At 61.9% G+C, this 21,408-nt stretch carries 27 protein-coding genes; 26 read left to right on the top strand and 1 reads right to left on the bottom strand.

Translation table 11 applies throughout. From position 1 onward, the window contains the following. The first annotated feature begins 120 nt into the window (after positions 1-120). The 21 genes from PPGU16_RS14810 to tatC all read left to right on the top strand — a co-directional run bounded on the left by PPGU16_RS14810 (position 121) and on the right by tatC (position 15,578). Entirely contained in the window at positions 121-753 is a 633-nt protein-coding gene (locus PPGU16_RS14810) for an MlaC/ttg2D family ABC transporter substrate-binding protein (protein ID WP_180720679.1), read from the top strand. Further along, positions 750-1,055: an STAS domain-containing protein gene (locus PPGU16_RS14805; protein WP_180720677.1), complete on the top strand. Its 306-nt coding sequence runs from the start codon at positions 750-752 to the stop codon at positions 1,053-1,055. Before PPGU16_RS14810 ends, PPGU16_RS14805 begins: the two co-directional genes overlap by 4 nt. 268 nt (positions 1,056-1,323) lie before the next feature. Then, complete coding sequence (locus PPGU16_RS14800; RefSeq protein ID WP_054929120.1) at positions 1,324-2,250, top strand: ABC transporter ATP-binding protein; 927 nt, start codon at positions 1,324-1,326, stop codon at positions 2,248-2,250. Next, positions 2,247-3,002 (top strand): ABC transporter permease, encoded by a 756-nt coding sequence (locus PPGU16_RS14795; protein ID WP_180720675.1) that lies wholly within the window; start codon positions 2,247-2,249, stop codon positions 3,000-3,002. Before PPGU16_RS14800 ends, PPGU16_RS14795 begins: the two co-directional genes overlap by 4 nt. 23 nt (positions 3,003-3,025) lie before the next feature. Continuing rightward, on the top strand, positions 3,026-3,265 hold the full coding sequence (locus PPGU16_RS14790; RefSeq protein ID WP_007731848.1) for a BolA family protein: 240 nt from the start codon (positions 3,026-3,028) through the stop codon (positions 3,263-3,265). Between the two features lie 232 nt (positions 3,266-3,497). Further along, positions 3,498-4,760: a UDP-N-acetylglucosamine 1-carboxyvinyltransferase gene (gene murA / locus PPGU16_RS14785; RefSeq protein ID WP_180720673.1), complete on the top strand. Its 1,263-nt coding sequence runs from the start codon at positions 3,498-3,500 to the stop codon at positions 4,758-4,760. Then, on the top strand, positions 4,757-5,455 hold the full coding sequence (gene hisG, locus PPGU16_RS14780; RefSeq protein WP_180720671.1) for an ATP phosphoribosyltransferase: 699 nt from the start codon (positions 4,757-4,759) through the stop codon (positions 5,453-5,455). Before murA ends, hisG begins: the two co-directional genes overlap by 4 nt. A gap of 54 nt (positions 5,456-5,509) precedes the next feature. Continuing rightward, entirely contained in the window at positions 5,510-6,832 is a 1,323-nt protein-coding gene (hisD, locus tag PPGU16_RS14775) for a histidinol dehydrogenase (protein WP_180720669.1), read from the top strand. A 149-nt stretch (positions 6,833-6,981) separates the two neighbouring features. Continuing rightward, the gene (gene hisC / locus PPGU16_RS14770; RefSeq protein ID WP_180720667.1) at positions 6,982-8,052 is read left to right on the top strand and encodes a histidinol-phosphate transaminase; all 1,071 of its coding nucleotides are present in this window, start codon (positions 6,982-6,984) and stop codon (positions 8,050-8,052) included. Positions 8,053-8,105: 53 nt separating this feature from the next. After that, positions 8,106-8,693, top strand: coding sequence for an imidazoleglycerol-phosphate dehydratase HisB (hisB, locus tag PPGU16_RS14765; RefSeq protein ID WP_042313845.1), 588 nt, complete (start codon positions 8,106-8,108; stop codon positions 8,691-8,693). Positions 8,694-8,754: 61 nt separating this feature from the next. Then, a complete protein-coding gene (locus PPGU16_RS14760; protein ID WP_180720665.1) occupies positions 8,755-9,375 on the top strand; it encodes a MarC family protein in 621 nt (206 codons plus the stop codon). Next, entirely contained in the window at positions 9,372-10,013 is a 642-nt protein-coding gene (gene hisH / locus PPGU16_RS14755) for an imidazole glycerol phosphate synthase subunit HisH (protein ID WP_180720663.1), read from the top strand. Before PPGU16_RS14760 ends, hisH begins: the two co-directional genes overlap by 4 nt. Before the next feature lie 197 nt (positions 10,014-10,210). Beyond that, the gene (gene hisA, locus PPGU16_RS14750; RefSeq protein ID WP_054929112.1) at positions 10,211-10,963 is read left to right on the top strand and encodes a 1-(5-phosphoribosyl)-5-[(5-phosphoribosylamino)methylideneamino]imidazole-4-carboxamide isomerase; all 753 of its coding nucleotides are present in this window, start codon (positions 10,211-10,213) and stop codon (positions 10,961-10,963) included. Positions 10,964-11,108: 145 nt separating this feature from the next. Next, entirely contained in the window at positions 11,109-11,882 is a 774-nt protein-coding gene (gene hisF / locus PPGU16_RS14745) for an imidazole glycerol phosphate synthase subunit HisF (RefSeq protein WP_180720661.1), read from the top strand. Between the two features lies 1 nt (position 11,883). Further along, complete coding sequence (gene hisI, locus PPGU16_RS14740; protein ID WP_009771325.1) at positions 11,884-12,291, top strand: phosphoribosyl-AMP cyclohydrolase; 408 nt, start codon at positions 11,884-11,886, stop codon at positions 12,289-12,291. Further along, positions 12,288-12,662, top strand: coding sequence for a phosphoribosyl-ATP diphosphatase (locus tag PPGU16_RS14735; RefSeq protein ID WP_054929111.1), 375 nt, complete (start codon positions 12,288-12,290; stop codon positions 12,660-12,662). Before hisI ends, PPGU16_RS14735 begins: the two co-directional genes overlap by 4 nt. 117 nt (positions 12,663-12,779) lie before the next feature. After that, on the top strand, positions 12,780-13,175 hold the full coding sequence (locus tag PPGU16_RS14730) for a DUF4870 family protein (protein WP_180720659.1): 396 nt from the start codon (positions 12,780-12,782) through the stop codon (positions 13,173-13,175). A gap of 46 nt (positions 13,176-13,221) precedes the next feature. Beyond that, on the top strand, positions 13,222-13,587 hold the full coding sequence (locus tag PPGU16_RS14725; protein WP_007731835.1) for a histidine triad nucleotide-binding protein: 366 nt from the start codon (positions 13,222-13,224) through the stop codon (positions 13,585-13,587). A gap of 328 nt (positions 13,588-13,915) precedes the next feature. Beyond that, positions 13,916-14,152 (top strand): Sec-independent protein translocase subunit TatA, encoded by a 237-nt coding sequence (gene tatA / locus PPGU16_RS14720; RefSeq protein ID WP_007731834.1) that lies wholly within the window; start codon positions 13,916-13,918, stop codon positions 14,150-14,152. Between the two features lie 55 nt (positions 14,153-14,207). Further along, entirely contained in the window at positions 14,208-14,756 is a 549-nt protein-coding gene (gene tatB, locus PPGU16_RS14715; protein ID WP_180720658.1) for a Sec-independent protein translocase protein TatB, read from the top strand. A gap of 42 nt (positions 14,757-14,798) precedes the next feature. Continuing rightward, on the top strand, positions 14,799-15,578 hold the full coding sequence (tatC, locus tag PPGU16_RS14710; RefSeq protein ID WP_180720656.1) for a twin-arginine translocase subunit TatC: 780 nt from the start codon (positions 14,799-14,801) through the stop codon (positions 15,576-15,578). A 117-nt stretch (positions 15,579-15,695) separates the two neighbouring features. Here tatC and PPGU16_RS14705 read toward each other — a convergent pair whose 3' ends face one another. After that, positions 15,696-16,904, bottom strand: coding sequence for a Do family serine endopeptidase (locus tag PPGU16_RS14705; protein WP_042313829.1), 1,209 nt, complete (start codon positions 16,902-16,904; stop codon positions 15,696-15,698). 19 nt (positions 16,905-16,923) lie between these two features. Between PPGU16_RS14705 and PPGU16_RS14700 the strand changes: the two genes are divergently transcribed. The 5 genes from PPGU16_RS14700 (at position 16,924) to PPGU16_RS14680 (ending at position 21,375) form a co-directional block, all read left to right on the top strand. Next, positions 16,924-17,670, top strand: a complete 747-nt coding sequence (locus PPGU16_RS14700; RefSeq protein ID WP_180720654.1) for a Nif3-like dinuclear metal center hexameric protein — start codon at positions 16,924-16,926, stop codon at positions 17,668-17,670. Between the two features lie 219 nt (positions 17,671-17,889). After that, positions 17,890-18,507, top strand: coding sequence for a ubiquinol-cytochrome c reductase iron-sulfur subunit (petA, locus tag PPGU16_RS14695; RefSeq protein WP_180722637.1), 618 nt, complete (start codon positions 17,890-17,892; stop codon positions 18,505-18,507). Beyond that, the gene (locus tag PPGU16_RS14690; protein WP_180720647.1) at positions 18,507-19,889 is read left to right on the top strand and encodes a cytochrome b; all 1,383 of its coding nucleotides are present in this window, start codon (positions 18,507-18,509) and stop codon (positions 19,887-19,889) included. The genes petA and PPGU16_RS14690 overlap by 1 nt, the downstream gene beginning before the upstream one ends. A 23-nt stretch (positions 19,890-19,912) precedes the next feature. Further along, a complete protein-coding gene (locus tag PPGU16_RS14685; protein ID WP_180720645.1) occupies positions 19,913-20,668 on the top strand; it encodes a cytochrome c1 in 756 nt (251 codons plus the stop codon). A gap of 95 nt (positions 20,669-20,763) precedes the next feature. After that, positions 20,764-21,375 (top strand): glutathione S-transferase N-terminal domain-containing protein, encoded by a 612-nt coding sequence (locus tag PPGU16_RS14680; protein ID WP_006052302.1) that lies wholly within the window; start codon positions 20,764-20,766, stop codon positions 21,373-21,375. Positions 21,376-21,408: the final 33 nt, after the last annotated feature.

Raw genomic sequence — 21,408 nt, 5'->3', positions numbered from 1 at the left:
TGGCGTATCCGTCTGTCGTAACACTCGGATACGATTCTCGCAGTTTGGGCGTGGATTGCGGCTGAACTCGCGTGATATCGTCGCCTCCAACCTAAGCTTATTTTTTTTGCAGGACTGGAAATGAAAAAATTCTTCTTCCTTATCCCGTTTATTGCAGGTCTGTTTGCATTCAGTGGCGCGGCGTCCGCACAGGCCGTCGATAGCAGCAACCCCGACACGATGGTCAAGACCGTCACGCAGCAGGTGATCGACGCCGTGCGCGCCGACAAGACGATCCAGAGCGGCAACATCAATGCCGTCACGAAGCTCGTGAACGAGAAGATTCTTCCGTACACGGACTTCCGCCGCACGACGCAGCTTGCGATGGGCCGTAACTGGCGCACGGCGACGCCGGAGCAACAGAACGCCGTCGTCGAGCAGTTCAAGACGCTGCTGATCCGTACCTACTCGGGCGCGCTGGCTCAGGTGAAGGACCAGGAAATCCAGTACAAGCCGTTCCGCGCGAGCCCGGAAGACACCGACGTGGTGGTCCGCTCGGTCGTGATGAACAACGGCTCGCCCGTCGAACTCGACTACCGTCTGTACAAGACGCCGCAAGGCTGGCGCGTGTATGACCTGAACGTGCTCGGCGCATGGCTGATCCAGGCGTACCAGCAGCAGTTCAACGAGCAGATCCAGAAGAGCGGTGTCGACGGCCTGATCCAGTTCCTGACGGCACGCAACCAGCAACTCGCGAACGGCAAACAGTCGTGAACAACTTTGCAAGCGCGCCGGTCAGCACGCCCGTCAACACGTTCGAAACCGGCAGCACCCTGACTCACGCGAGCGCGAAGGCTGCGCTCGCGGCGGGTCTCGCGCGCATCGGCAGCGGCGCGACGGCGGTCGACTGCGCGGCACTCACGCAATTCGATTCGTCGGCGCTTGCCGTGCTGCTCGCATGGCAACGCGCGGCAACCGCGCGCGGCACGCCGCTGATGGTCGTCAACCTCCCTGCGGGGCTGTCCAGTCTCGCGCAAGCCTACGGCGTGGATTCCCTTCTCACCGTACGACATTGACGCTCATGCGTCAGTGAGTCTCGGACCGCGTTTCCCGGTTTGCGCAGGCTCACGTTCTCCCAAGGCAAGTCGGCCGCTTCGACTTTTGCCCTATAATCAAACGTTTTTTGGCGCCTGGCCGTTTCATCCCGCATCGCGGAAACGGCCGTAGCGGTTGCAGCAGAGCGCAAGCGGTCTTTTGCACCCGGCCCCAATTCCGTTTTCCCCATGCTTTCGCGCCCTTGCCGGGCGATCTATCAGGCGCTGTCCACTTTGACGGCGCACAGTCATGTCAGCGATTGAAATTCGTAACGTCAGAAAGCGCTACAAGGATCTGCAAGCGCTCAAAGGCGTCAGCTTCACCGTCGAACAAGGCGAATTCTTCGGACTGCTCGGTCCGAACGGCGCCGGCAAGACGACGCTCATCAGCATCCTCGCCGGTCTCGCTCGCGCCGATGAAGGCAGTATCACGGTTCACGGCCACCACGTCGTCGACGACTTTCGTCTTGCGCGCCGCGCGCTCGGCGTCGTGCCGCAGGAACTCGTGTTCGATCCGTTCTTCACCGTGCGCGAGACGCTGCGCATCCAGTCGGGCTACTTCGGCTTGCGCAAGAACGACGACTGGATCGACGAAGTGATGGCCAATCTCGATCTCACCGAAAAAGCCGACGCGAACATGCGTGCGCTGTCGGGCGGGATGAAGCGTCGCGTGCTGGTTGCGCAGGCGCTCGTGCACCGGCCGCCCGTGATCGTCCTCGACGAGCCGACGGCGGGCGTCGATGTCGAATTGCGGCAGACGCTGTGGAAATTCATCTCGCGCCTGAACCGCGAAGGCCACACGATCGTGCTGACCACGCACTACCTGGAAGAAGCCGAATCGCTGTGCGACCGCATTGCAATGTTACGGCGCGGTGAAGTCGTCGCGTTGGAGCGCACCAGTACGCTGCTCGAACGTTTCGCGGGCACGCAACTGTTCATCCGCTTCGCGCAGGGCGTGCTGCCCGCCGAACTGCGGGCGCTCGAAGTCGATCCCACCAATGTCAACGGCCGTCAGCATCTGCTGCGCCTGTCGAGCTACGACGACGTGGAACGCATCCTCGCGCAATGCCGCACGGCGGGTTGCACGTTCGAGGAAATCGAGGTGCGCAAGGCCGACCTCGAAGACGTGTTCATGCAGGTGATGAACGGGCCGGAAGTGGTCGAGGGGTTGGCATGAGCGGTTTCCGAACGTTGTTCTACAAGGAGCTGCTGCGCTTCTGGAAAGTCTCGTTCCAGACGGTGCTCGCGCCCGTCGTCACCGCCTTGCTGTATCTGACCATCTTCGGCCACGCGCTGCGCGATCACGTGCAGGTCTATCCGGGCGTGCTGTACACGAGCTTTCTCGTGCCGGGCCTCGTGATGATGAGCGTGCTGCAGAACGCGTTCGCGAACAGTTCGTCGTCGCTGATCCAGTCGAAGATCACGGGCAATCTCGTGTTCGTACTGCTGCCGCCGCTGTCGCACTGGGAAATGTACGGCGCGTATGTGCTCGCGGCCGTCGTGCGCGGGTTGAGCGTCGGGCTGGGCGTGTTCATCGTCACGGTGTGGTTCATCCCGATGAGCTTCAGCGCGCCGCTTTATATCATCGCGTTCGCGGTGCTCGGCTCGGCGATTCTCGGCACGCTCGGCTTGATCGCGGGCATCTGGGCCGAGAAATTCGACCAGCTTGCCGCGTTCCAGAATTTTCTGATCATGCCGCTCACGTTCCTCTCGGGCGTGTTCTACTCGACGCATACGCTGCCGCCCGTGTGGCGCGAAATCTCGCGGCTGAATCCATTTTTCTACATGATCGACGGCTTTCGATATGGCTTCTTCGGTATGTCGGATATCAATCCGATGTGGAGCCTGTTGATTGTCGGCGGTTTCTTTGTCGTGCTGGCCGTACTGGCGATGCGCATGCTCGCGTCCGGCTTCAAGCTGCGTCACTGACTGGAGCATTCACAGGAGCACTCATGCTACCCACTCCCGAACAGGTCAAGAATTACATCGCGGCGGGCCTTCCTTGCGAGCATCTCGAAGTGGAAGGCGACGGCCAGCATTTCTTCGCGACCATCGTGTCGCCGAATTTCGAAGGCAAGCGGCTGATTCAACGGCATCAACTCGTGTATGCGGCGCTCGGCGACCGCATGCGCGAAGAGATCCACGCGCTCAGCATGAAAACGCTGACGCCCACCGAATGGCAAAGCGCCTGACTCGCGTATAGACATTACGCGGAAAAACCTGCTGTCTGTCGGAGGACGGCGCTCGATAACCTGGCTGCCAGAGCGGAAAACAAGCTGCACAATAAGCTTTAGACGTAGCTGCAAATTAGCTGGAACCTTAGTGCGACTTACACAAGAGAATCGCGACGCCGCAAACGGCGCCGCAGCAACCGCCCACAACAAGACGCCCGCAGGCGGACGGGCAGATCAGGAACAAACAGGCATGGACAAACTCGTGATTGAAGGCGGGCAAAAGCTCGCTGGTGAGATCGTTGTTTCGGGTGCGAAGAACGCGGCGCTGCCGATCCTTTGCGCAGGCTTGTTGAGCGCGGAGCCCGTTCATCTCGACAACGTGCCCGATCTGCAGGACGTGCGCACGACGCTCAAGCTGCTCGGCCAGATGGGCGTGCGTACCGAAAGCAGCGACGGCAAGGTGATGCTCGACGCGTCGAAGGTCGACAACCTCGTCGCACCGTACGAACTCGTGAAGACGATGCGCGCGTCGATCCTCGTGCTCGGCCCGCTCGTCGCGCGCTTCGGCGAGGCGAAGGTGTCGCTGCCCGGCGGCTGCGCGATCGGCGCGCGTCCGGTTGACCAGCACATCAAGGGCCTGCAGGCGATGGGCGCCGAGATCAACATCGAGCACGGCTTTATCGAAGCACGCGCGAAGCGTCTGAAGGGCGCACGCATCATCACCGACATGATCACCGTCACGGGCACGGAAAACCTGCTGATGGCGGCTGTGCTCGCGGAAGGCGAGACGGTCATCGAGAACGCCGCGCGCGAGCCGGAAGTCGGCGACCTGGCGAATCTGCTGGTCGCGATGGGCGCGAAGATCGACGGCATTGGCACGGATCGTCTCGTGATTCAGGGCGTCGACAAGCTGCATGGCGCGAAGCACACGGTCGTGCCGGATCGTATCGAAGCGGGCACGTTCCTGTGCGCGGTCGCGGCTGCGGGCGGCGACGTCACGCTGCGCCATGTGCGTCCGCAGATTCTCGAAGCGGTGACGGACAAGCTGCGCGAAGCAGGCGTGACGATCGAAGAGGGCGACGACTGGATGCGCGTGCGCATGAACCAGCGTCCGAAGGCCGTGTCGTTCCGCACGTCGGAATACCCGGCGTTCCCGACTGACATGCAGGCGCAGTTCATGGCGCTCAACGCGCTGGCTGAAGGCACCTCGCAAGTCGTTGAAACGATCTTCGAAAACCGCTTCATGCACGTGCAGGAACTGAACCGTCTCGGCGCGAACATCACGATCGACGGCAAGACGGCGCTGGTGAATGGCGTCGAGAAGCTGTCGGGCGCGAAGGTGATGGCAACCGATCTGCGCGCGTCGGCGAGTCTCGTGATCGCGGGCCTGTGTGCCGACGGCGAAACGCTGATCGACCGCATCTATCACCTGGATCGCGGCTACGACCGGATGGAATCGAAACTCACGGCAGTCGGCGCGAACGTGCGTCGCATCAAGGGTAATCAGGCATGAGCGAGTTGCCGCAAACGTCGACGTCACCGGCGGTCGGTAAGCCGCTGACGCTCGCGCTGTCGAAGGGCCGCATCTTCGAGGAAACGGTGCCGCTGCTCGCGGCAGCGGGCATCGAAGTGACGGAAGACCCGGAAACGTCGCGCAAGCTGATTCTGCCGACTACGGATCCCAACCTGCGCGTCATCATCGTGCGCGCCACGGATGTCCCGACGTACGTCGAGTACGGCGCCGCCGATTTCGGCGTCGCGGGCAAGGACGTGCTGATCGAGCACGGCGGCGGCGGTTTGTATCAGCCGATCGATCTGGATATCGCGCGCTGCCGGATGTCGGTGGCAGTCGCGGCCGGCTTCGACTACGCGAACGCGGTGCGCCAGGGCGCGCGCCTGCGCGTCGCCACGAAGTACGTGCAAGTGGCGCGCGAGCACTTCGCTGCCAAGGGCGTGCACGTCGATCTGATCAAGCTGTATGGATCGATGGAACTCGCGCCGCTGGTGGGCCTTGCCGACGCGATCGTCGACCTGGTCAGCTCGGGCGGCACCTTGCGCGCCAACAATCTTGTCGAGGTCGAAGAGATCATGCAGATCTCGTCGCGCCTCGTTGTGAACCAGGCGGCGCTGAAGTTGAAGCGCGCCGCGCTGGCGCCCATTCTCAACGCGTTCGAGCGCGCGTCGCAACGCACCGGCGCAACGGCCTGACGCAAAGGTCACGCCCGAGTCTGACTCGCGCGCCTTACCGAAACGGATACCAGCATGTCTATCAAGATTCGCAAACTCGATTCCAGCACTGAGAATTTCCAGAAGTCGCTGCATGCGGTGCTCGCGTTCGAAGCGAGCGAAGACGAAGCGATCGAACGCTCGGTCGCGCAGATTCTGGCCGACGTGAAGGCGCGTGGCGATGCCGCCGTGCTCGACTATACGAACCGGTTCGACCGTGTGAACGCGAAAGATGTCGCCGCGCTCGAACTGCCGATGTCGGAACTCGAAGCAGCACTGGAAGGCCTGGAGCCGAAGCGCCGCGCGGCGCTCGAAGCGGCGGCGGCGCGCGTGCGCGGTTATCACGAGAAGCAGAAGATTGAATGCGGCAGCCATAGCTGGCAGTACACGGAAGCCGACGGCACCGTGCTCGGCCAGAAGGTGACGCCGCTCGATCGCGCGGGTATCTATGTGCCGGGCGGCAAGGCGGCGTATCCGTCGTCGGTGCTGATGAACGCGATTCCGGCGCGTGTGGCCGGCGTGCGCGAAATCGTCATGGTCGTGCCGACGCCGGATGGCGTGAAGAACCCGCTCGTGCTCGCGGCGGCGCTGCTGGGCGGCGTCGATCGCGTGTTCACGATTGGCGGCGCGCAGGCGGTCGGCGCGCTCGCGTACGGCACGCAGTCCATTCCCGCCGTCGACAAGATTTGCGGCCCCGGCAATGCGTATGTCGCGTCGGCGAAGCGCCGCGTGTTCGGCACGGTCGGCATCGACATGATTGCCGGTCCGTCGGAAATTCTCGTGCTGTGTGACGGCACGACGGACCCGCGCTGGGTCGCGATGGACCTGTTCTCGCAGGCCGAGCACGACGAACTCGCGCAATCCATTTTGCTGTGCCCGGACGAAGGTTTCATCGCTCGCGTCGAAGACGCCATCAACGAACTGCTGCCGACGATGCCGCGCCGCGACGTGATCCTGGCGTCGCTCGAAGGACGTGGCGCGCTGATCAAGGTGCGCGACATGGAACAGGCATGCGCGATTGCCAACGACATCGCGCCGGAACACCTCGAAATTTCCGCGCTGGAGCCGCAGCAGTGGGCGCAGCAGATTCGCCACGCGGGCGCGATCTTCCTCGGCCGCTACACGAGCGAAAGCCTCGGCGACTACTGCGCAGGGCCAAATCACGTGCTGCCTACGTCTCGTACCGCACGTTTCTCGTCGCCGCTCGGCGTCTATGATTTCTTCAAGCGCTCCAGCCTGATCGAAGTGAGCGCGGACGGCGCGCAGACGCTCGGTGAAATCGCTGCCGAGCTCGCGTATGGCGAAGGCCTGCAGGCGCATGCACGCAGCGCCGAGTACCGGATGAAGAATACAGGCTGACCATGCGGCGAGCCGCCTTTTCACGCGGGCAACGCACGCGCTGATTTCGAGACGGCTCCTTTTCACGAAGACAGAGAACTCAACCCGGGGCGGCTGCGAGCCACCCCTATTGCGCTGTCGCCTGCCAGAAGGCGGGCGCGCCCCACGCCATGACGACACCTCAAGACATCATTCGCCGCGACGTGCTCGCGATGACGAGTTATCCCGTTGCCGATGCGACGGGCCTCGTGAAGCTCGATGCAATGGAGAATCCGTTCCCGCTGCCGGAAGCACTGGCCGCGCAACTCGGCGATCATCTGGCGGGCGTCGCGCTGAACCGCTATCCGGCGCCGCGTCCGCAGGCGCTCATCGACAAGCTCAAGCGCGTGATGAACGTGCCGGCGAACTGCGAGGTGCTGCTCGGCAACGGCTCGGACGAACTGATCAGCATCATCTCCGTGGCGTGCGCGACGCCGGGCGCGAAGGTGCTGGCGCCCGTGCCGGGCTTCGTGATGTACGCGATGTCGGCGAAGCTCGCGGGCATGGAGTTCGTCGGCGTGCCGCTGAACGCCGACTTCACGCTCGACGTGGACGCGCTGCTCGCCGCGATCGCCGAACATCGGCCTGCCGTGATCTACCTCGCGTATCCGAACAACCCGACGGGCACGCTGTTCGATGCCGCCGACATGGAGCGCATCATCGCCGCGGCGAGCGGAAGCCTCGTCGTGATCGACGAAGCGTATCAGCCGTTCGCGCAAGAAAGCTGGATGCCGCGCGCGGGAGACTTCGACAATGTCGTCGTGATGCGTACCGTGTCGAAGCTCGGTCTCGCGGGCATCCGCCTCGGCTACCTGGCGGGCCGCACGGAATGGATCAACGAATTCGACAAGGTGCGCCCGCCGTACAACGTCAACGTGCTGACACAGGCGACGGCCGATTTCCTGCTCGATCATATCGACGTGCTGGACGCACAGGCCGCGCAACTGCGCGACGAACGCGCGAAGCTGGCGCAAGCCGTCGCCGCGCTGCCGGGCGCTGAAGTGTTCCCGAGCGCGGGCAATTTCCTGCTCGTGCGCGTGCCGGATGCATCGGCGACGTTCGAAACCCTTCTCACTTCACGGGTTTTGATCAAAAACGTGAGTAAAATGCATCCATTGCTCGCGAATTGCGTGCGTTTGACGGTCGGTTCGCCGGACGAGAACGCTCAAATGCTCGCCGCGCTGAAACTCGTGCTGAACTGAAGTCAGCACGCTCACAACCCCACTTTTTTCAAAGTCAGATTCGAGGAATTGCCATGCGCCTTGCGGAAGTCGTTCGCAACACCAGCGAAACGCAGATCCGTGTGAAGATCAACCTGGACGGCACCGGTCAGCAGAAGCTGGCCACGGGCGTGCCGTTCCTCGATCACATGCTCGACCAGATTGCCCGCCACGGGCTGATCGATCTGGACATCGAGTCGCATGGCGATACGCATATCGACGACCACCATACCGTCGAAGACGTCGGCATCACGCTGGGTCAGGCCATCGCGAAGGCGGTCGGCGACAAGAAGGGCATTCGCCGCTACGGTCATTCGTACGTGCCGCTCGACGAAGCACTGTCGCGCGTCGTGATCGATTTTTCCGGCCGGCCGGGCCTCGAATTCCACGTGCCGTTCACGCGGGCGCGTATCGGCACGTTCGACGTCGATCTCTCCATCGAATTTTTCCGCGGCTTCGTCAATCATGCCGGCGTGACGCTGCATATCGACAATCTGCGCGGCCTGAACGCGCATCATCAGATGGAAACGGTGTTCAAGGCGTTCGGTCGTGCGTTGCGCATGGCTGTCGAACTGGACGAACGGGCGGCGGGGCAGATTCCGTCGACCAAGGGCAGCCTCTGAGCGACCAACTGCCACCCAAGCCACCCAAAGGACCGGTTGCGCGGCGCGCGGCCGGCTTGAGATGGACACCATCAAGTCGTTTATTTCGCTGCTGGCGTTGATCAACCCGGTCGGCGCGATACCGTTCTTTCTGAGCCTGACGTCGCAGCAGTCGTCCGCCGAACAGCGCCGCACGATCCGTGTCGCGTCGATTTCAGTGTTCTGCGTGATTACGGTGAGCACGTTGCTCGGGCAGCAGATCATCCGCTTCTTCGGCATTTCGATCGGCGCGCTCGAAGTGGGCGGCGGCATCATCATGCTGCTGATGTCGATCAGCATGCTGAACGCGCAGGTCGGCAACGCGCGCTCGACGCCGGAAGAGCGTCACGAGGCGGAGATGAAGGACAACGTCGCCGTCGTGCCGCTGGCGATTCCGCTGCTGACGGGGCCGGGCTCTATCAGTACTGTCCTAGTCTATTCGGCCAGCTATCCTCATTGGTACGAGCGGATTACTCTGATTGGCATCGGCGCTGTGATTGCAGCGCTTTGTTTCGGATCGCTGAGTCTTGCCGAACCGATTGCCCGCTGGGTCGGTCGGACGGGAATCAACATCGGTACGCGGTTGATGGGTTTGATGTTGTCGGCGCTGGCGGTGGAGTTCATCGTCAACGGATTGAAGGCGTTGCTGCCTAACTTGAAATGAAAACTTCGATTGCGATTGTGGATTACGGAATGGGCAACCTGCGCTCGGTCGCCCAGGCGTTGAAGAAAGCCGCGCCGGAAGCGGACGTGGCGATCGTCGACAAGCCCGAAGCGATCCGTTCGGCGGACCGCGTGGTGCTGCCCGGCCAGGGCGCGATGCCCGACTGCATGCGCTCGCTCGGCGAATCGGGCTTGCAGGAAGCCGTCGTCGAAGCGTCGCGCAGCAAGCCGCTGATGGGCGTGTGCGTCGGCGAGCAGATGCTGTTCGACTGGAGCGCGGAAGGCGACACGAAGGGCCTCGGCCTGTTGCCTGGCAAGGTGGTGCGCTTCGATCTGGAAGGCCAGCTGCAGGACGACGGCTCGCGCTTCAAGGTGCCGCAGATGGGCTGGAACCGTGTCCGTCAGGCGCAGCCGCACCCGTTGTGGGACGGCGTCGCCGACAATGCGTTCTTCTACTTCGTGCACAGCTATTACGTGGTGCCGGAAGACGCCGCGCATACGTCGGGCGAAACCGTGTACGGCGTGCCCTTTACCTCGGCGGTGGCGCGGGATAACATTTTTGCGACCCAATTCCACCCGGAAAAGAGCGCCGACGCGGGGCTGCGCGTGTATCGCAACTTCGTGCACTGGAATCCCTGATCCCTGCCGTCAGCATCTTTAACCGTCCATGTTCTCCGTCCGTTCTCGCTGCCCCGCCCGGATGCACATTCATCCGAAGCCGGTTGGCAAGCTCGCCGAAAGACATGTACTAAACTAGCGGAACGGCCTGGCGCCGGCCCCAGCCGGATTTGCCGCCAGCCGAACTTCAACTTTTTCCCTGACAACACCCGATTGCTATGCTGCTGATCCCCGCCATCGACCTGAAAGACGGTCAGTGTGTACGCCTCAAACAGGGCGATATGGACCAGGCGACGATTTTCCACGAGGAACCGGCGGTGATGGCCCGACATTGGGTCGACCGCGGCGCACGGCGCCTGCACCTCGTCGACCTGAACGGCGCATTCGCCGGCAAGCCGAAGAACGAAGACGCGATTCGCGCGATCATCGAAGAAGTCGGCGGCGAGATTCCCGTGCAGCTGGGCGGCGGCATCCGCGACCTGAACACGATCGAGCGCTATCTGGACGACGGCCTCGAGTACGTGATCATCGGCACGGCGGCGGTGAAGAATCCCGGCTTCCTGCTCGAAGCGTGCACGGCGTTCGGCGGGCATATCATCGTCGGCCTCGACGCAAAAGACGGCAAGGTCGCCACGGATGGCTGGAGCAAGCTGACGGGCCACGAAGTCGCGGACCTCGCGCGCAAGTTCGAGGACTACGGCTGCGAGTCGATCATCTACACGGACATCGGCCGCGACGGCATGCTTCAGGGCATCAATATCGAGGCGACGGTGCGCCTTGCGCGCGCGGTGAAGATTCCCGTGATCGCGAGCGGCGGCCTGTCGAACATGGGCGATATCGACGCGCTGTGCGAAGTGGAAGCCGAAGGCATCGAAGGCGTGATCTGCGGCCGCGCGATCTATTCGGGCGACCTCGACTTTGCCGCGGCGCAGACGCACGCGGACCGCTTGCGCGAATCTGACGACGCCTGAGCGTCGGGTTGTCTGCGCATCGCGCGCGTCTGACGCATCGTTCAGGCGCGCAGAGCGTCCGGCATGCCGGCCTTGCGCCGTTCTCCTGCGTGTGACACACGGGCGAGCGGCCTCACCAGCGGTATTGGCAAGAACTAGCAAGATCATGGCATTAGCTAAACGTATCATTCCCTGCCTGGACGTCACGGCGGGTCGCGTGGTCAAGGGCGTCAACTTCGTCGAGTTGCGCGACGCGGGCGACCCTGTCGAAATCGCGCGCCGCTACGACGAGCAGGGCGCGGACGAACTCACGTTCCTCGATATCACCGCCACGTCCGACCAGCGCGACCTGATCCTGCCGATCATCGAAGCCGTGGCTTCGCAGGTGTTCATTCCGCTGACCGTCGGCGGCGGCGTACGCGCCGTCGAAGACGTGCGGCGTCTGCTGAACGCGGGCGCGGACAAGGTGAGCATGAATTCGTCGGCGGTGGCGAATCCGCAGCTCGTGCGCGATTCGACCGATAAATACGGCTCGCAGTGCATCGTCGTCGCAATCGACGCGAAGCGCGTGTCCGCCGATGGCGAAACGCCGCGCTGGGAAGTTTTCACGCACGGTGGCCGCAAGAATACAGGCCTCGACGCCGTCGAATGGGCGCGCAAGATGGCCGAGCTGGGCGCGGGCGAAATCCTGCTGACCAGCATGGACCGCGACGGCACGAAGAGCGGCTTCGACATTGCGCTGACGCGCGCCGTGTCGGACGCGGTGTCGATTCCCGTGATCGCGTCGGGCGGCGTCGGTTCGCTGCAACATCTGGCCGACGGCATCAAGGAAGGCCGCGCGGATGCCGTGCTGGCCGCGAGCATCTTCCACTATGGCGAGCACACGGTCGGCGAGTGCAAGCGCTTCATGGCCGATCAGGGCATTTCGGTGAGGTTGTAACGTGAATCCGTCTGAAGTCGGCTGGCTCGACAAGGTGAAGTGGGACGCGAACGGCCTCGTGCCCGTCATCGCGCAGGAAGCATCGACCAACGACGTGCTGATGTTCGCGTGGATGAACCGAGAAGCGCTGTCGAAGACGATCGAAACGGGTCGCGCGGTGTATTTTTCCCGCTCGCGCCAACGCCTTTGGTTCAAGGGCGAAGAATCGGGCCACGTGCAGCATGTCCACGAGGTGCGGCTCGATTGCGACGAAGACGTCGTGCTGCTGAAGGTCGAGCAGGTGTCGGGCATCGCCTGCCACACGGGCCGGCACTCGTGCTTTTTCCAGAAATTCGAAGGCTCGGTCGATGCCGGCAATTGGGTTGCCGTCGATCCCGTGCTGAAAGACCCCGAACACATCTACAAATGACGCAAAACTCGCAATCGACAAACGATACGCTTCGGCGTCTCGCTGCCGTCATCGACAGCCGCAAGGGCGGCGATCCCGATGCTTCGTACGTATCGCGCCTGTTCCACAAAGGCGACGACGCGGTGCTGAAGAAGATCGGCGAGGAAGCCACGGAAGTCGTGCTGGCCGCGAAGGACGTGCGCCTCGGCGCGGAGCGCAAGGCGCTCGTCGGCGAAGTAGCCGATCTGTGGTTTCATTGCCTCGTGATGCTGTCGCACTTCGATTTGAATCCTGCTGACGTTCTGGCAGAACTCGAACGCCGTGAAGGCTTGTCCGGCATCGAGGAAAAAGCATTGCGCAAGAGTCGCGAGCGCGAGCAGAACGGCGACTGAGGCAGAGCAGGACCTGGCCGCGCGCGCAGACGCACGCGCGCGGCGAAACAAAACGACGAGACACATAGCACCGGCACAGCAACAGTATCCATTCGCACCCTCCGGGAGGACGCAAGCATGGAACAGTCGCACGGCGGTTATCCGCCACCGTCGTATCAGAGCGCAGTCGAAATCGACCGGCAGCGCAGCCTGCGCACGCTGACGCATATTATCTACGCGCTTTACGCCGTGTACTGGCTGACGGGCGGCATCTCGGTGCTGATCGCGATCATCATCAACTACATCAAGCGGTCGGAGACCATCGGCACGCCATACGAAGCGCATTTCGACTGGCAGATCCGCACGTTCTGGATGGGGCTGATCGGGCATCTGATCGGCGTTGCGCTGTTCATCGTGCTGATCGGCGTGCCTATCCTGTGGGCTGTCGCGATATGGACGTTGTACCGTATCATCAAAGGCTGGCTGTATCTGTACGACAATAAGCCGCTGACGAATCCGCGCGGCTGGTTCTGAGCAGCGCCGCACCTGGCGCGCGCCGCGTTCGCCGTCCACCGAGACCATGAGCCACGATCCGAACTGCCTTTTCTGCAAGATCGCCGCGGGTGAGATCCCGTCGACGAAAGTCCACGAAGACGACGAGTTCGTTGCGTTCCGCGACATCCGTCCGGCGGCCGAAACGCATGTGCTCGTGATACCGCGCAAGCACATCGAGACGCTGTCGAACTGTACCGAGAGCGATTCGGCCCTGCTTGGTAAAATGTTGATATTGGTTGCACGCCTCGCCGATCAGCTGGGCGTTGCGTACAAGGGTGGACAGACGGGTTTCCGCACGGTCATCAATACAGGGCCTGGCGGTGGCCAGGAGGTCTATCACCTGCACGCGCATCTGCTGGCGGGACCTCGCCCGTGGCTGAGAATGGGCTGAAAGCGGGTCGCCAGACAGACGAGTCACGGCGTGACTTTGAGAGCAGTGTGCTGGCGCCGCATCGTGCCAATCGACAAAGATTCGCCGCATCCGCTTTTTGACTGCGCACAATGGCGAGCCCGGCATCACGACACCGTGCTTTTATGTGGGGATGTAACGACAGCGACTCGCAGACATGGTCATAATGGGACCGGGGGCGCTGATGCAATAAAGCGGCGTCGCGGGTAGTTTTGCAGACGGGGCGTGTTCGTGAGGCGCGCTTCGATTCAGGCCGCAAGGCGTACAGTTGCCGTCGCAAGGCACGACGGTGGGGGTTAAGGAGATTTTTATGGGTTCGTTGAGTATTTGGCATTGGCTGATCGTTCTGCTGATCGTTGCTCTGGTGTTCGGCACGAAGAAGCTGCGCAATATCGGCACTGATCTGGGCGGCGCGGTGAAGGGCTTCAAGGAAGGCATGAAGGACGGCGAAACGCCTGAAGGCCAGCAGCGCGACCAGCTCTCGCGCACGAACACCGTTGACGTCGACGCTAAGGAAAAGGCGCCGCATTCCGGCGATTCCCGCTAATCCGGCGCGAGCCGAGCTTGCGCTGACACGCGCGCACTGACGGGAAGCCCTATCCATGCTGGACCTCGGTTTAACCAAGATGGCGTTGATCGGCGTGGTCGCGCTGGTCGTGCTCGGCCCCGAGCGCCTGCCGCGCGTGGCCCGCACGGCGGGCGCGCTGTTCGGCCGCGCGCAGCGCTATATCAACGACGTGAAGTCCGAAGTCACGCGTGAGATCGAACTCGACGAGTTGCGCCGCATGAAGACCGAGTTCGAGTCCGCGGCGCAAAACGTCGAAACGTCGATTCACGACAATCTGCGCAAGCACGAAACCGAACTGAACGAGGCGTGGACGCAGGGCACGTCGGTGTCGCCGAGTATTGCGGGCGGCGCGACCGACAGCCTGATGACCGACAGCGCCGATTCCACCGCGACGTCGAATGGCACGTTTTGGCGTAGCCCCGACGCCGCCGCACCGAAACGCAAGAACTGGCGCGTGAAGCAGACAGCCACGCCGAACTGGTACAAGCGCGCGACGTTGCGGCGCACGCGCGTACAGTCGGGCGCTGCGCGCGTCGCACGGCATACGCCTGTCAGCCTGCGTCGGCCGACACGTTTTTTCTGATCGTCCGATGTCCCGCGCATCAATCTCTTACCGAGGGCCGGCGTGAGCGACCCCCAAAACCAGAACGAAGGTACAGAAGAGACCTTCATCTCGCATCTCGTCGAACTGCGCGACCGCATCATCCGCGCGGGCATTTCGGTGATTGTCGTGTTCGTCGGGCTCGTCTATTGGGCGCCCGACATCTTCCGGCTGCTCGCGCGTCCGCTGATGAACAACCTGCCGAAGGACGGCAAGATGATCGTCACCGACGTCACCGGCTCGTTCTTCGTGCCGATGAAAGTGACGATGCTCGTCGCCTTCGTGATCGCGCTGCCAATCGTGCTGTACCAGATCTGGGCGTTCGTCGCGCCCGGGCTGTATCAGCACGAGAAGAAGCTGGTCGGTCCGCTCGTCGGCAGCAGCTACACGCTGTTTCTGTGCGGGATGGCGTTCGCGTATTTCGTCGTGTTTCCGACCATCTTCCGCGTGATGGCGCACTACAACGCGCCGCTCGGCGCGGAGATGACCACGGATATCGACAATTACCTGAGTTTCGTGCTGACGATGTTCCTCGCCTTCGGCGTGACGTTCGAAGTGCCGATCGTCGTCGTGCTGCTCGTGCGCATGAACGTGCTGACGATCAAGAAGCTCAAGGAGATCCGGCCGTACGTGATCGTCGGCGCGTTCGTGATCTCCGCCGTGGTGACGCCGCCAGATGTGTTCTCGCAGCTGATTCTCGCGATCCCGCTGATCGTGCTGTACGAAGCGGGGATCATCGCGGCGCGGCTGTTCGTCAGCAAGCCGGTCGTGACGGCAGAAAACGAGGGCGGGGCGGCAAGCTGAACGAACGCAGAACCGCCGAACCGCCGGTCGCACCGGACAGCAAAAAGGGCAGTGCTCCGTTGGAGACTGCCCTTTTTGTTTGACTTCGCTTAACCGGTTGATCGACTGACCTGCAGCTCAACCGCCATCGTCGTCATCGCTTTCGTCCGAAGGCTGCTTTGGCGGCGGCGGGCGCTTGCCGATCATCACGTTCAGATCCATTTCCTTGTTCTTGCGCACCAGATGCACTTTCGCGTCCGTTCCGGGCTTGATCTGCGCGATCACGTTCAGAAGGCGCGTGGTATCGGTGATGTCCTGGCCGTTGACCGACACCAGAATGTCGCCGGGCTTGATGCCGGCCTTGTCGGCGGGGCCGCCCTTGAGCACGCCCGCGACGATCGCGCCCGACTTCTGATCGAGCCCGAACGATTCGGCGATCTCCGGCGTCACGTCCTGCGGCTCGACGCCGATCCAGCCGCGCGTCACGGTGCCCGTCGTGATGATGCTCTCGAGCACGCTGCGCGCCGTCGAAACGGGAATCGCAAAGCCGATACCGAGCGAGCCACCCGAGCGCGAGTAGATCGCCGTGTTGATGCCGAGCAGATTGCCGTTCACATCGACCAGCGCGCCGCCCGAGTTGCCGGGATTGATCGGCGCGTCGGTCTGAATGAAGTTTTCGAACGTATTGATGCCGAGGTGATTGCGGCCAAGCGCGCTGACGATACCCATCGTCACCGTCTGCCCCACGCCGAACGGATTGCCGATCGCGAGCACCACATCGCCGACGCGCGTCTGGTCCATGCGGCCGAGTGTGATGGTCGGCAGATTCGTCATGTTGACCTTCAGCACGGCAAGATCGGTTTCCGGATCGACGCCGATCACCTTCGCGTTCGTGGTGCGTCCGTCGGCGAGCGCGATTTCAATCTGATCTGCGCCGTCCACGACGTGCTGGTTCGTTAGAATGTAACCTTCCGAACTCACGATAACGCCCGAGCCGAGATTGGCCGCGGGTTGCTCTTGCTGCTTTTTGTTCTTGTCGCCGAAGAAGTAGCGGAACAGCGGATCTTTGGCGCGCGGGTCGGGCGGAAGCGAGCCATCCTTGCTCGAAAACACGTTGACGACGGCGGGCATCGCCTTTTGCGCTGCGTCAGCGTAGGAATTCTGGGCATTGCCGCCGCTGCCGATCCCGGGTGCCACCTCTCGGAGCGCGACGATCGGCTCGGCCAGTTGCTTGCCGAACTGCCCTTGACGCTGCAGCCATTGCGGTTTGAGGGTCGCAATGATGAACATCAGCGCCAGCAGCACGGTCACCGCCTGGGCGAAGAACAGCCAAAAGCGTCTGAGCATCTGAAAATTAGAGGGTTATATGGATCGGATCGAACTCGAATTGTACTTGAACAATCTCCTTGAAACTTCGCGGTTCAAGGACTATTGCCCCAATGGTCTGCAGGTCGAAGGGCGGCGCAAGGTCGAGAAAATCGCGACGGGCGTGACGGCGTCGCTGGCCTTTCTGGAAGCTGCGCTGGAGTGGGGCGCCGACGCCGTGCTGGTCCACCACGGCTACTTCTGGCGCAACGAGGCACCGCAGATCACCGGCCGCAAATATCAGCGGCTCAAGGCGCTGCTCGCGAACGACCTGAATCTGTTCGCTTTTCATCTGCCACTCGACGATCATCCTCTGTACGGCAACAACGCGCAGCTCGGCGCGAAGTTCGGTCTGATCGCCGACGGCCGTTTCGGCGAGAACGACATCGGCTGGATGAGCACGCTGCCCATGCCGATCACGCTCGCGCACTTCACCGCGGAGGTCGAGCAGACCCTCGGCCGTGCGCCGCTCGTATTCGGCGACCCGGACAAGAATTTGCGCCGCGTCGCGTGGTGCACGGGCGCGGCGCAGGGCTATTTCGACGCAGCGATCGACGCTGGTGCGGACGTCTACCTGACGGGGGAAATCTCGGAGCCGACCGTGCACACGGCGGCCGAAAGCGGTGTAGCGTTCATCTCGGCCGGTCATCACGCGACCGAGCGCTACGGCGTGCAAGCGCTGGGTGCGCATCTGTCCGAGCAGTTCGAACTCGAACACCTTTTTATCGATATTCATAATCCCGTTTGAATACCGGCCGGATTAGGCGAAGAAAAGGATTGAAAAACGGAGGAAATGCTTAATAAAAGCCGTAAAAATGTTTGCGATCCGTGCGGGGAAACCCTGATTTATCAATGACTTCGCACGGTTTTTGGCAATCGGCCCTTGTAAATGCCGACTCCATTCGAGCAAACTAGCGGCGGTAGACCCGACGTGAAGGAAAAATCCAACTCAGAAGTGGGGCGTGTGATGCGAGACAAGGAAGATGAACGCGTCGATGGCGGCCGCCGTTCCTGGCTGATTGCGACGACCGTAGCAGGTGGCATCGGAGGAGTCGCCACCGTCGTACCCTTTGTTAGTTCATTTGCACCATCCGAAAAAGCCAAAGCGGCGGGGGCCCCCGTCGAAGTCGATATCTCCAACCTCAAGCCAGGCGACATGATGACGGTCGCATGGCGTGGCAAGCCGGTCTGGATCATCAATCGTACTGACAAGCAGTTGGCCGACGTCCAGAAGGCCGACAAGGAAGTCGCCGATCCCGAAAGCAAGAACCCGTTTTCGATGCCCGAGCCGGACTACACCAAGAACGAGTTCCGCTCGCGCGCCGATCACAAGAACCTTTTCGTTGCCGTCGCGGTGTGCACCCATCTGGGCTGCACGCCGACTCCGCGCTTCCAGGAGGGCGCGCAGCCCAATCTCCCTGACGACTGGCCGGGCGGCTTTCTCTGCCCCTGCCACGGCTCGACCTACGACCTGGCGGGCCGCGTCTTCAAGAACAAACCTGCGCCGCAAAACCTCGACATCCCGCCTTACATGATCACCGGCACCACGCTCGTGATCGGCAAGGACGAGAAAGGAGAAGCGTAATGGCGACAACCGAAAAGGAAGTAGAAACAACGGGACTCACGGGCTGGATCGATCGCCGCTTTCCGATGACGGCGACCTGGAAAGCGCACGTCTCCGAGTACTACGCGCCGAAGAACTTCAACTTCTGGTACTTCTTCGGCTCGCTGGCGCTGCTGGTGCTGGTCAATCAGATCGTCACGGGCATCTTCCTGACGATGAACTACAAGCCCGATTCGCTGCTCGCGTTCGCATCGGTCGAATACATCATGCGCGAGGTGCCGTGGGGCTGGCTGATCCGCTATATGCACTCCACGGGCGCGTCGATGTTCTTCGTCGTCGTGTATCTGCATATGTTCCGGGGGCTGCTGTACGGGTCGTATCGCAAGCCGCGCGAACTGGTGTGGATCTTCGGCTGCGCGATTTTCCTGTGCCTGATGGCCGAGGCGTTCTTCGGCTACCTGCTGCCGTGGGGCCAGATGTCGTACTGGGGCGCGCAGGTGATCGTGAACCTGTTCTCGGCGATTCCGTTCATCGGTCCGGACCTGTCGCTGTGGATCCGCGGCGACTACGTCGTGTCCGACGTCACGCTGAACCGCTTTTTCGCGTTTCACGTGATCGCGATTCCGCTGGTGCTGCTCGGGCTGGTGGTCGCGCACATCGTCGCGCTGCACGAGGTGGGGTCGAACAACCCGGACGGCATCGAGATCAAGGCGAAGAAAGACGCGAACGGCATCCCCCTGGATGGCATTCCGTTCCACCCGTACTACTCGGTGCACGACTTCATGGGCGTGTGCGTCTTCCTGATGATTTTCGCCGCGATCATCTTTTTCGCGCCGGAAATGGGCGGCTACTTCCTCGAGTCGAACAATTTCGTCCCGGCCAACCCGCTGCAGACGCCGCCTGAAATCGCGCCGGTCTGGTACTTCACGGCGTTCTACGCGATGCTGCGTGCCACGACGGACCCGTTCAAGATCGTGCTGATGATCGTGATCGGTCTGCTCGGGCTGTTCGCGCTGATCCGCGCGCGCGGCAAGTGGAAGCTCGGCCTGCCCGTGCTCGCCATTCTGGTGATCCTCGCGATGGCGTTCACGGAGTCCAAGTTCTGGGGCGTGGTGGTGATGGGCAGCGCGGTGGTGTCGCTGTTCTTCCTGCCGTGGCTCGACCGGTCGCCCGTCAAGTCGATCCGCTACCGGCCGTTCTTCCACAAGGTGTTTTACGGGATCTTCGTGCTGGCCTTCCTGACGCTGGCGTTCCTCGGAACCAAGCCGCCGTCTCCAGCCGCGACGCTGATTGCGCAGATCTGCGCGCTGATCTATTTCGCGTTTTTCCTCGGCATGCCGTTCTGGACGCCGCTTGGCAAGTTCAAGCAGCCCCCCGAACGAGTGCGGTTCAAACCCCACTAACCGCGAGCCAGGAGAAAACGAAAATGAGAAAACTGCTTTCGACGCTCGCGCTGCTCGGTGCAACCGTGCTGGCGCTATCCGCGACGTCCGTTCGCGCGGAAGGCGAATTCCCGCTCGACCGTGCGCCCGACAACGCGGACAATATTGCCTCGTTGCAGCATGGCGCCCGATTGTTTGTAAACTACTGCCTGAATTGCCATAGTGCGAACCTGATGCGGTACAGCCGATTGCAAGATATCGGCATTTCGCAGAAGGAAATTGAAAAAAACCTGCTGTTCACGACAGATAAAGTCGGCAACACGATGACGGTGGCAATGCGCCCCGACGACGCGAAAGCGTGGTTCGGCGCGACGCCGCCGGATCTGTCGGTGGAAGCGCGGGCAAGAAACCGCGACTGGCTGTATACGTATTTGCGCAGTTTCTACCGCGATGACACACGGCCGACCGGCTGGAACAATATGGTGTACGAAAACGTGAGCATGCCTCACGTGCTGTGGCAGCTTCAGGGGCAGAGAACGGCGAAGTTCGAAGACGAAATCGACGAACACACGAAGGAAAAGGTCAAGAAATTCGTGGGATACCAGCAGGTCACGCCGGGGACGGTGTCACCGGTAGATTATGATTCTGATGTGGCCGACCTCGTGTCGTACCTGTCATGGATGTCCGAACCGACGCAGAAGACCCGTCGCCAGCTTGGCGTGTGGGTGCTGCTGTTTCTGGGCGTCCTGAGCTTTTTCGCCTGGCGACTGAACGCCGCGTACTGGAAAGATATCAAATAGTCACGCCGTAACTGGTGTGGGGCCGGCGCAAGGGAAAACCTGCAGGACGGTTTTCCCGCTCGCTGGCCCTTTAAGTTTTTTGAGGAAACGCAAACATGATGGTTCTGTATTCCGGCACTACTTGCCCGTTCTCCCAGCGCTGCCGGCTGGTGTTGTTCGAAAAGGGCATGGACTTCGAAATCCGCGACGTCGACCTGTTCAATAAACCGGAAGACATCGCCGTGATGAATCCGTATGGTCAGGTGCCGATCCTCGTCGAACGGGATCTGATCCTGTACGAATCGAACATCATCAACGAGTACATCGACGAGCGCTTCCCGCATCCGCAACTGATGCCGGCCGATCCCGTCCAGCGTGCTCGCGCGCGTCTGTTCCTGCTCAATTTCGAGAAAGAGCTGTTCGTCCACGTCGGCACGCTCGAGAACGAGAAGGGCAAGGCCGCCGAGAAGAATCACGAAAAGGCGCGCCTGGCTATTCGCGACCGCCTGACGCAGCTCGCACCGATCTTCCTGAAGAACAAGTACATGCTCGGCGAAGAGTTCTCGATGCTCGACGTCGCGATCGCACCGCTCTTGTGGCGTCTGGATCACTACGGCATCGAACTGTCGAAGAACGCTGCGCCGCTGATGAAGTACGCCGAGCGTATTTTCAGCCGTCCGGCCTATATCGAAGCGCTGACGCCGTCGGAAAAGGTGATGCGCCGCTGAGTTTGAGATTGGCTTCGGGTATGGCGCGCGGCG

This window comes from Paraburkholderia largidicola (genome assembly GCF_013426895.1).
GTDB classification, from domain to species: domain Bacteria; phylum Pseudomonadota; class Gammaproteobacteria; order Burkholderiales; family Burkholderiaceae; genus Paraburkholderia; species Paraburkholderia largidicola.
The sequence above is the reverse complement of the archived record's forward strand: the minus strand, read 5'-3'. Positions and strand labels throughout refer to the sequence as shown.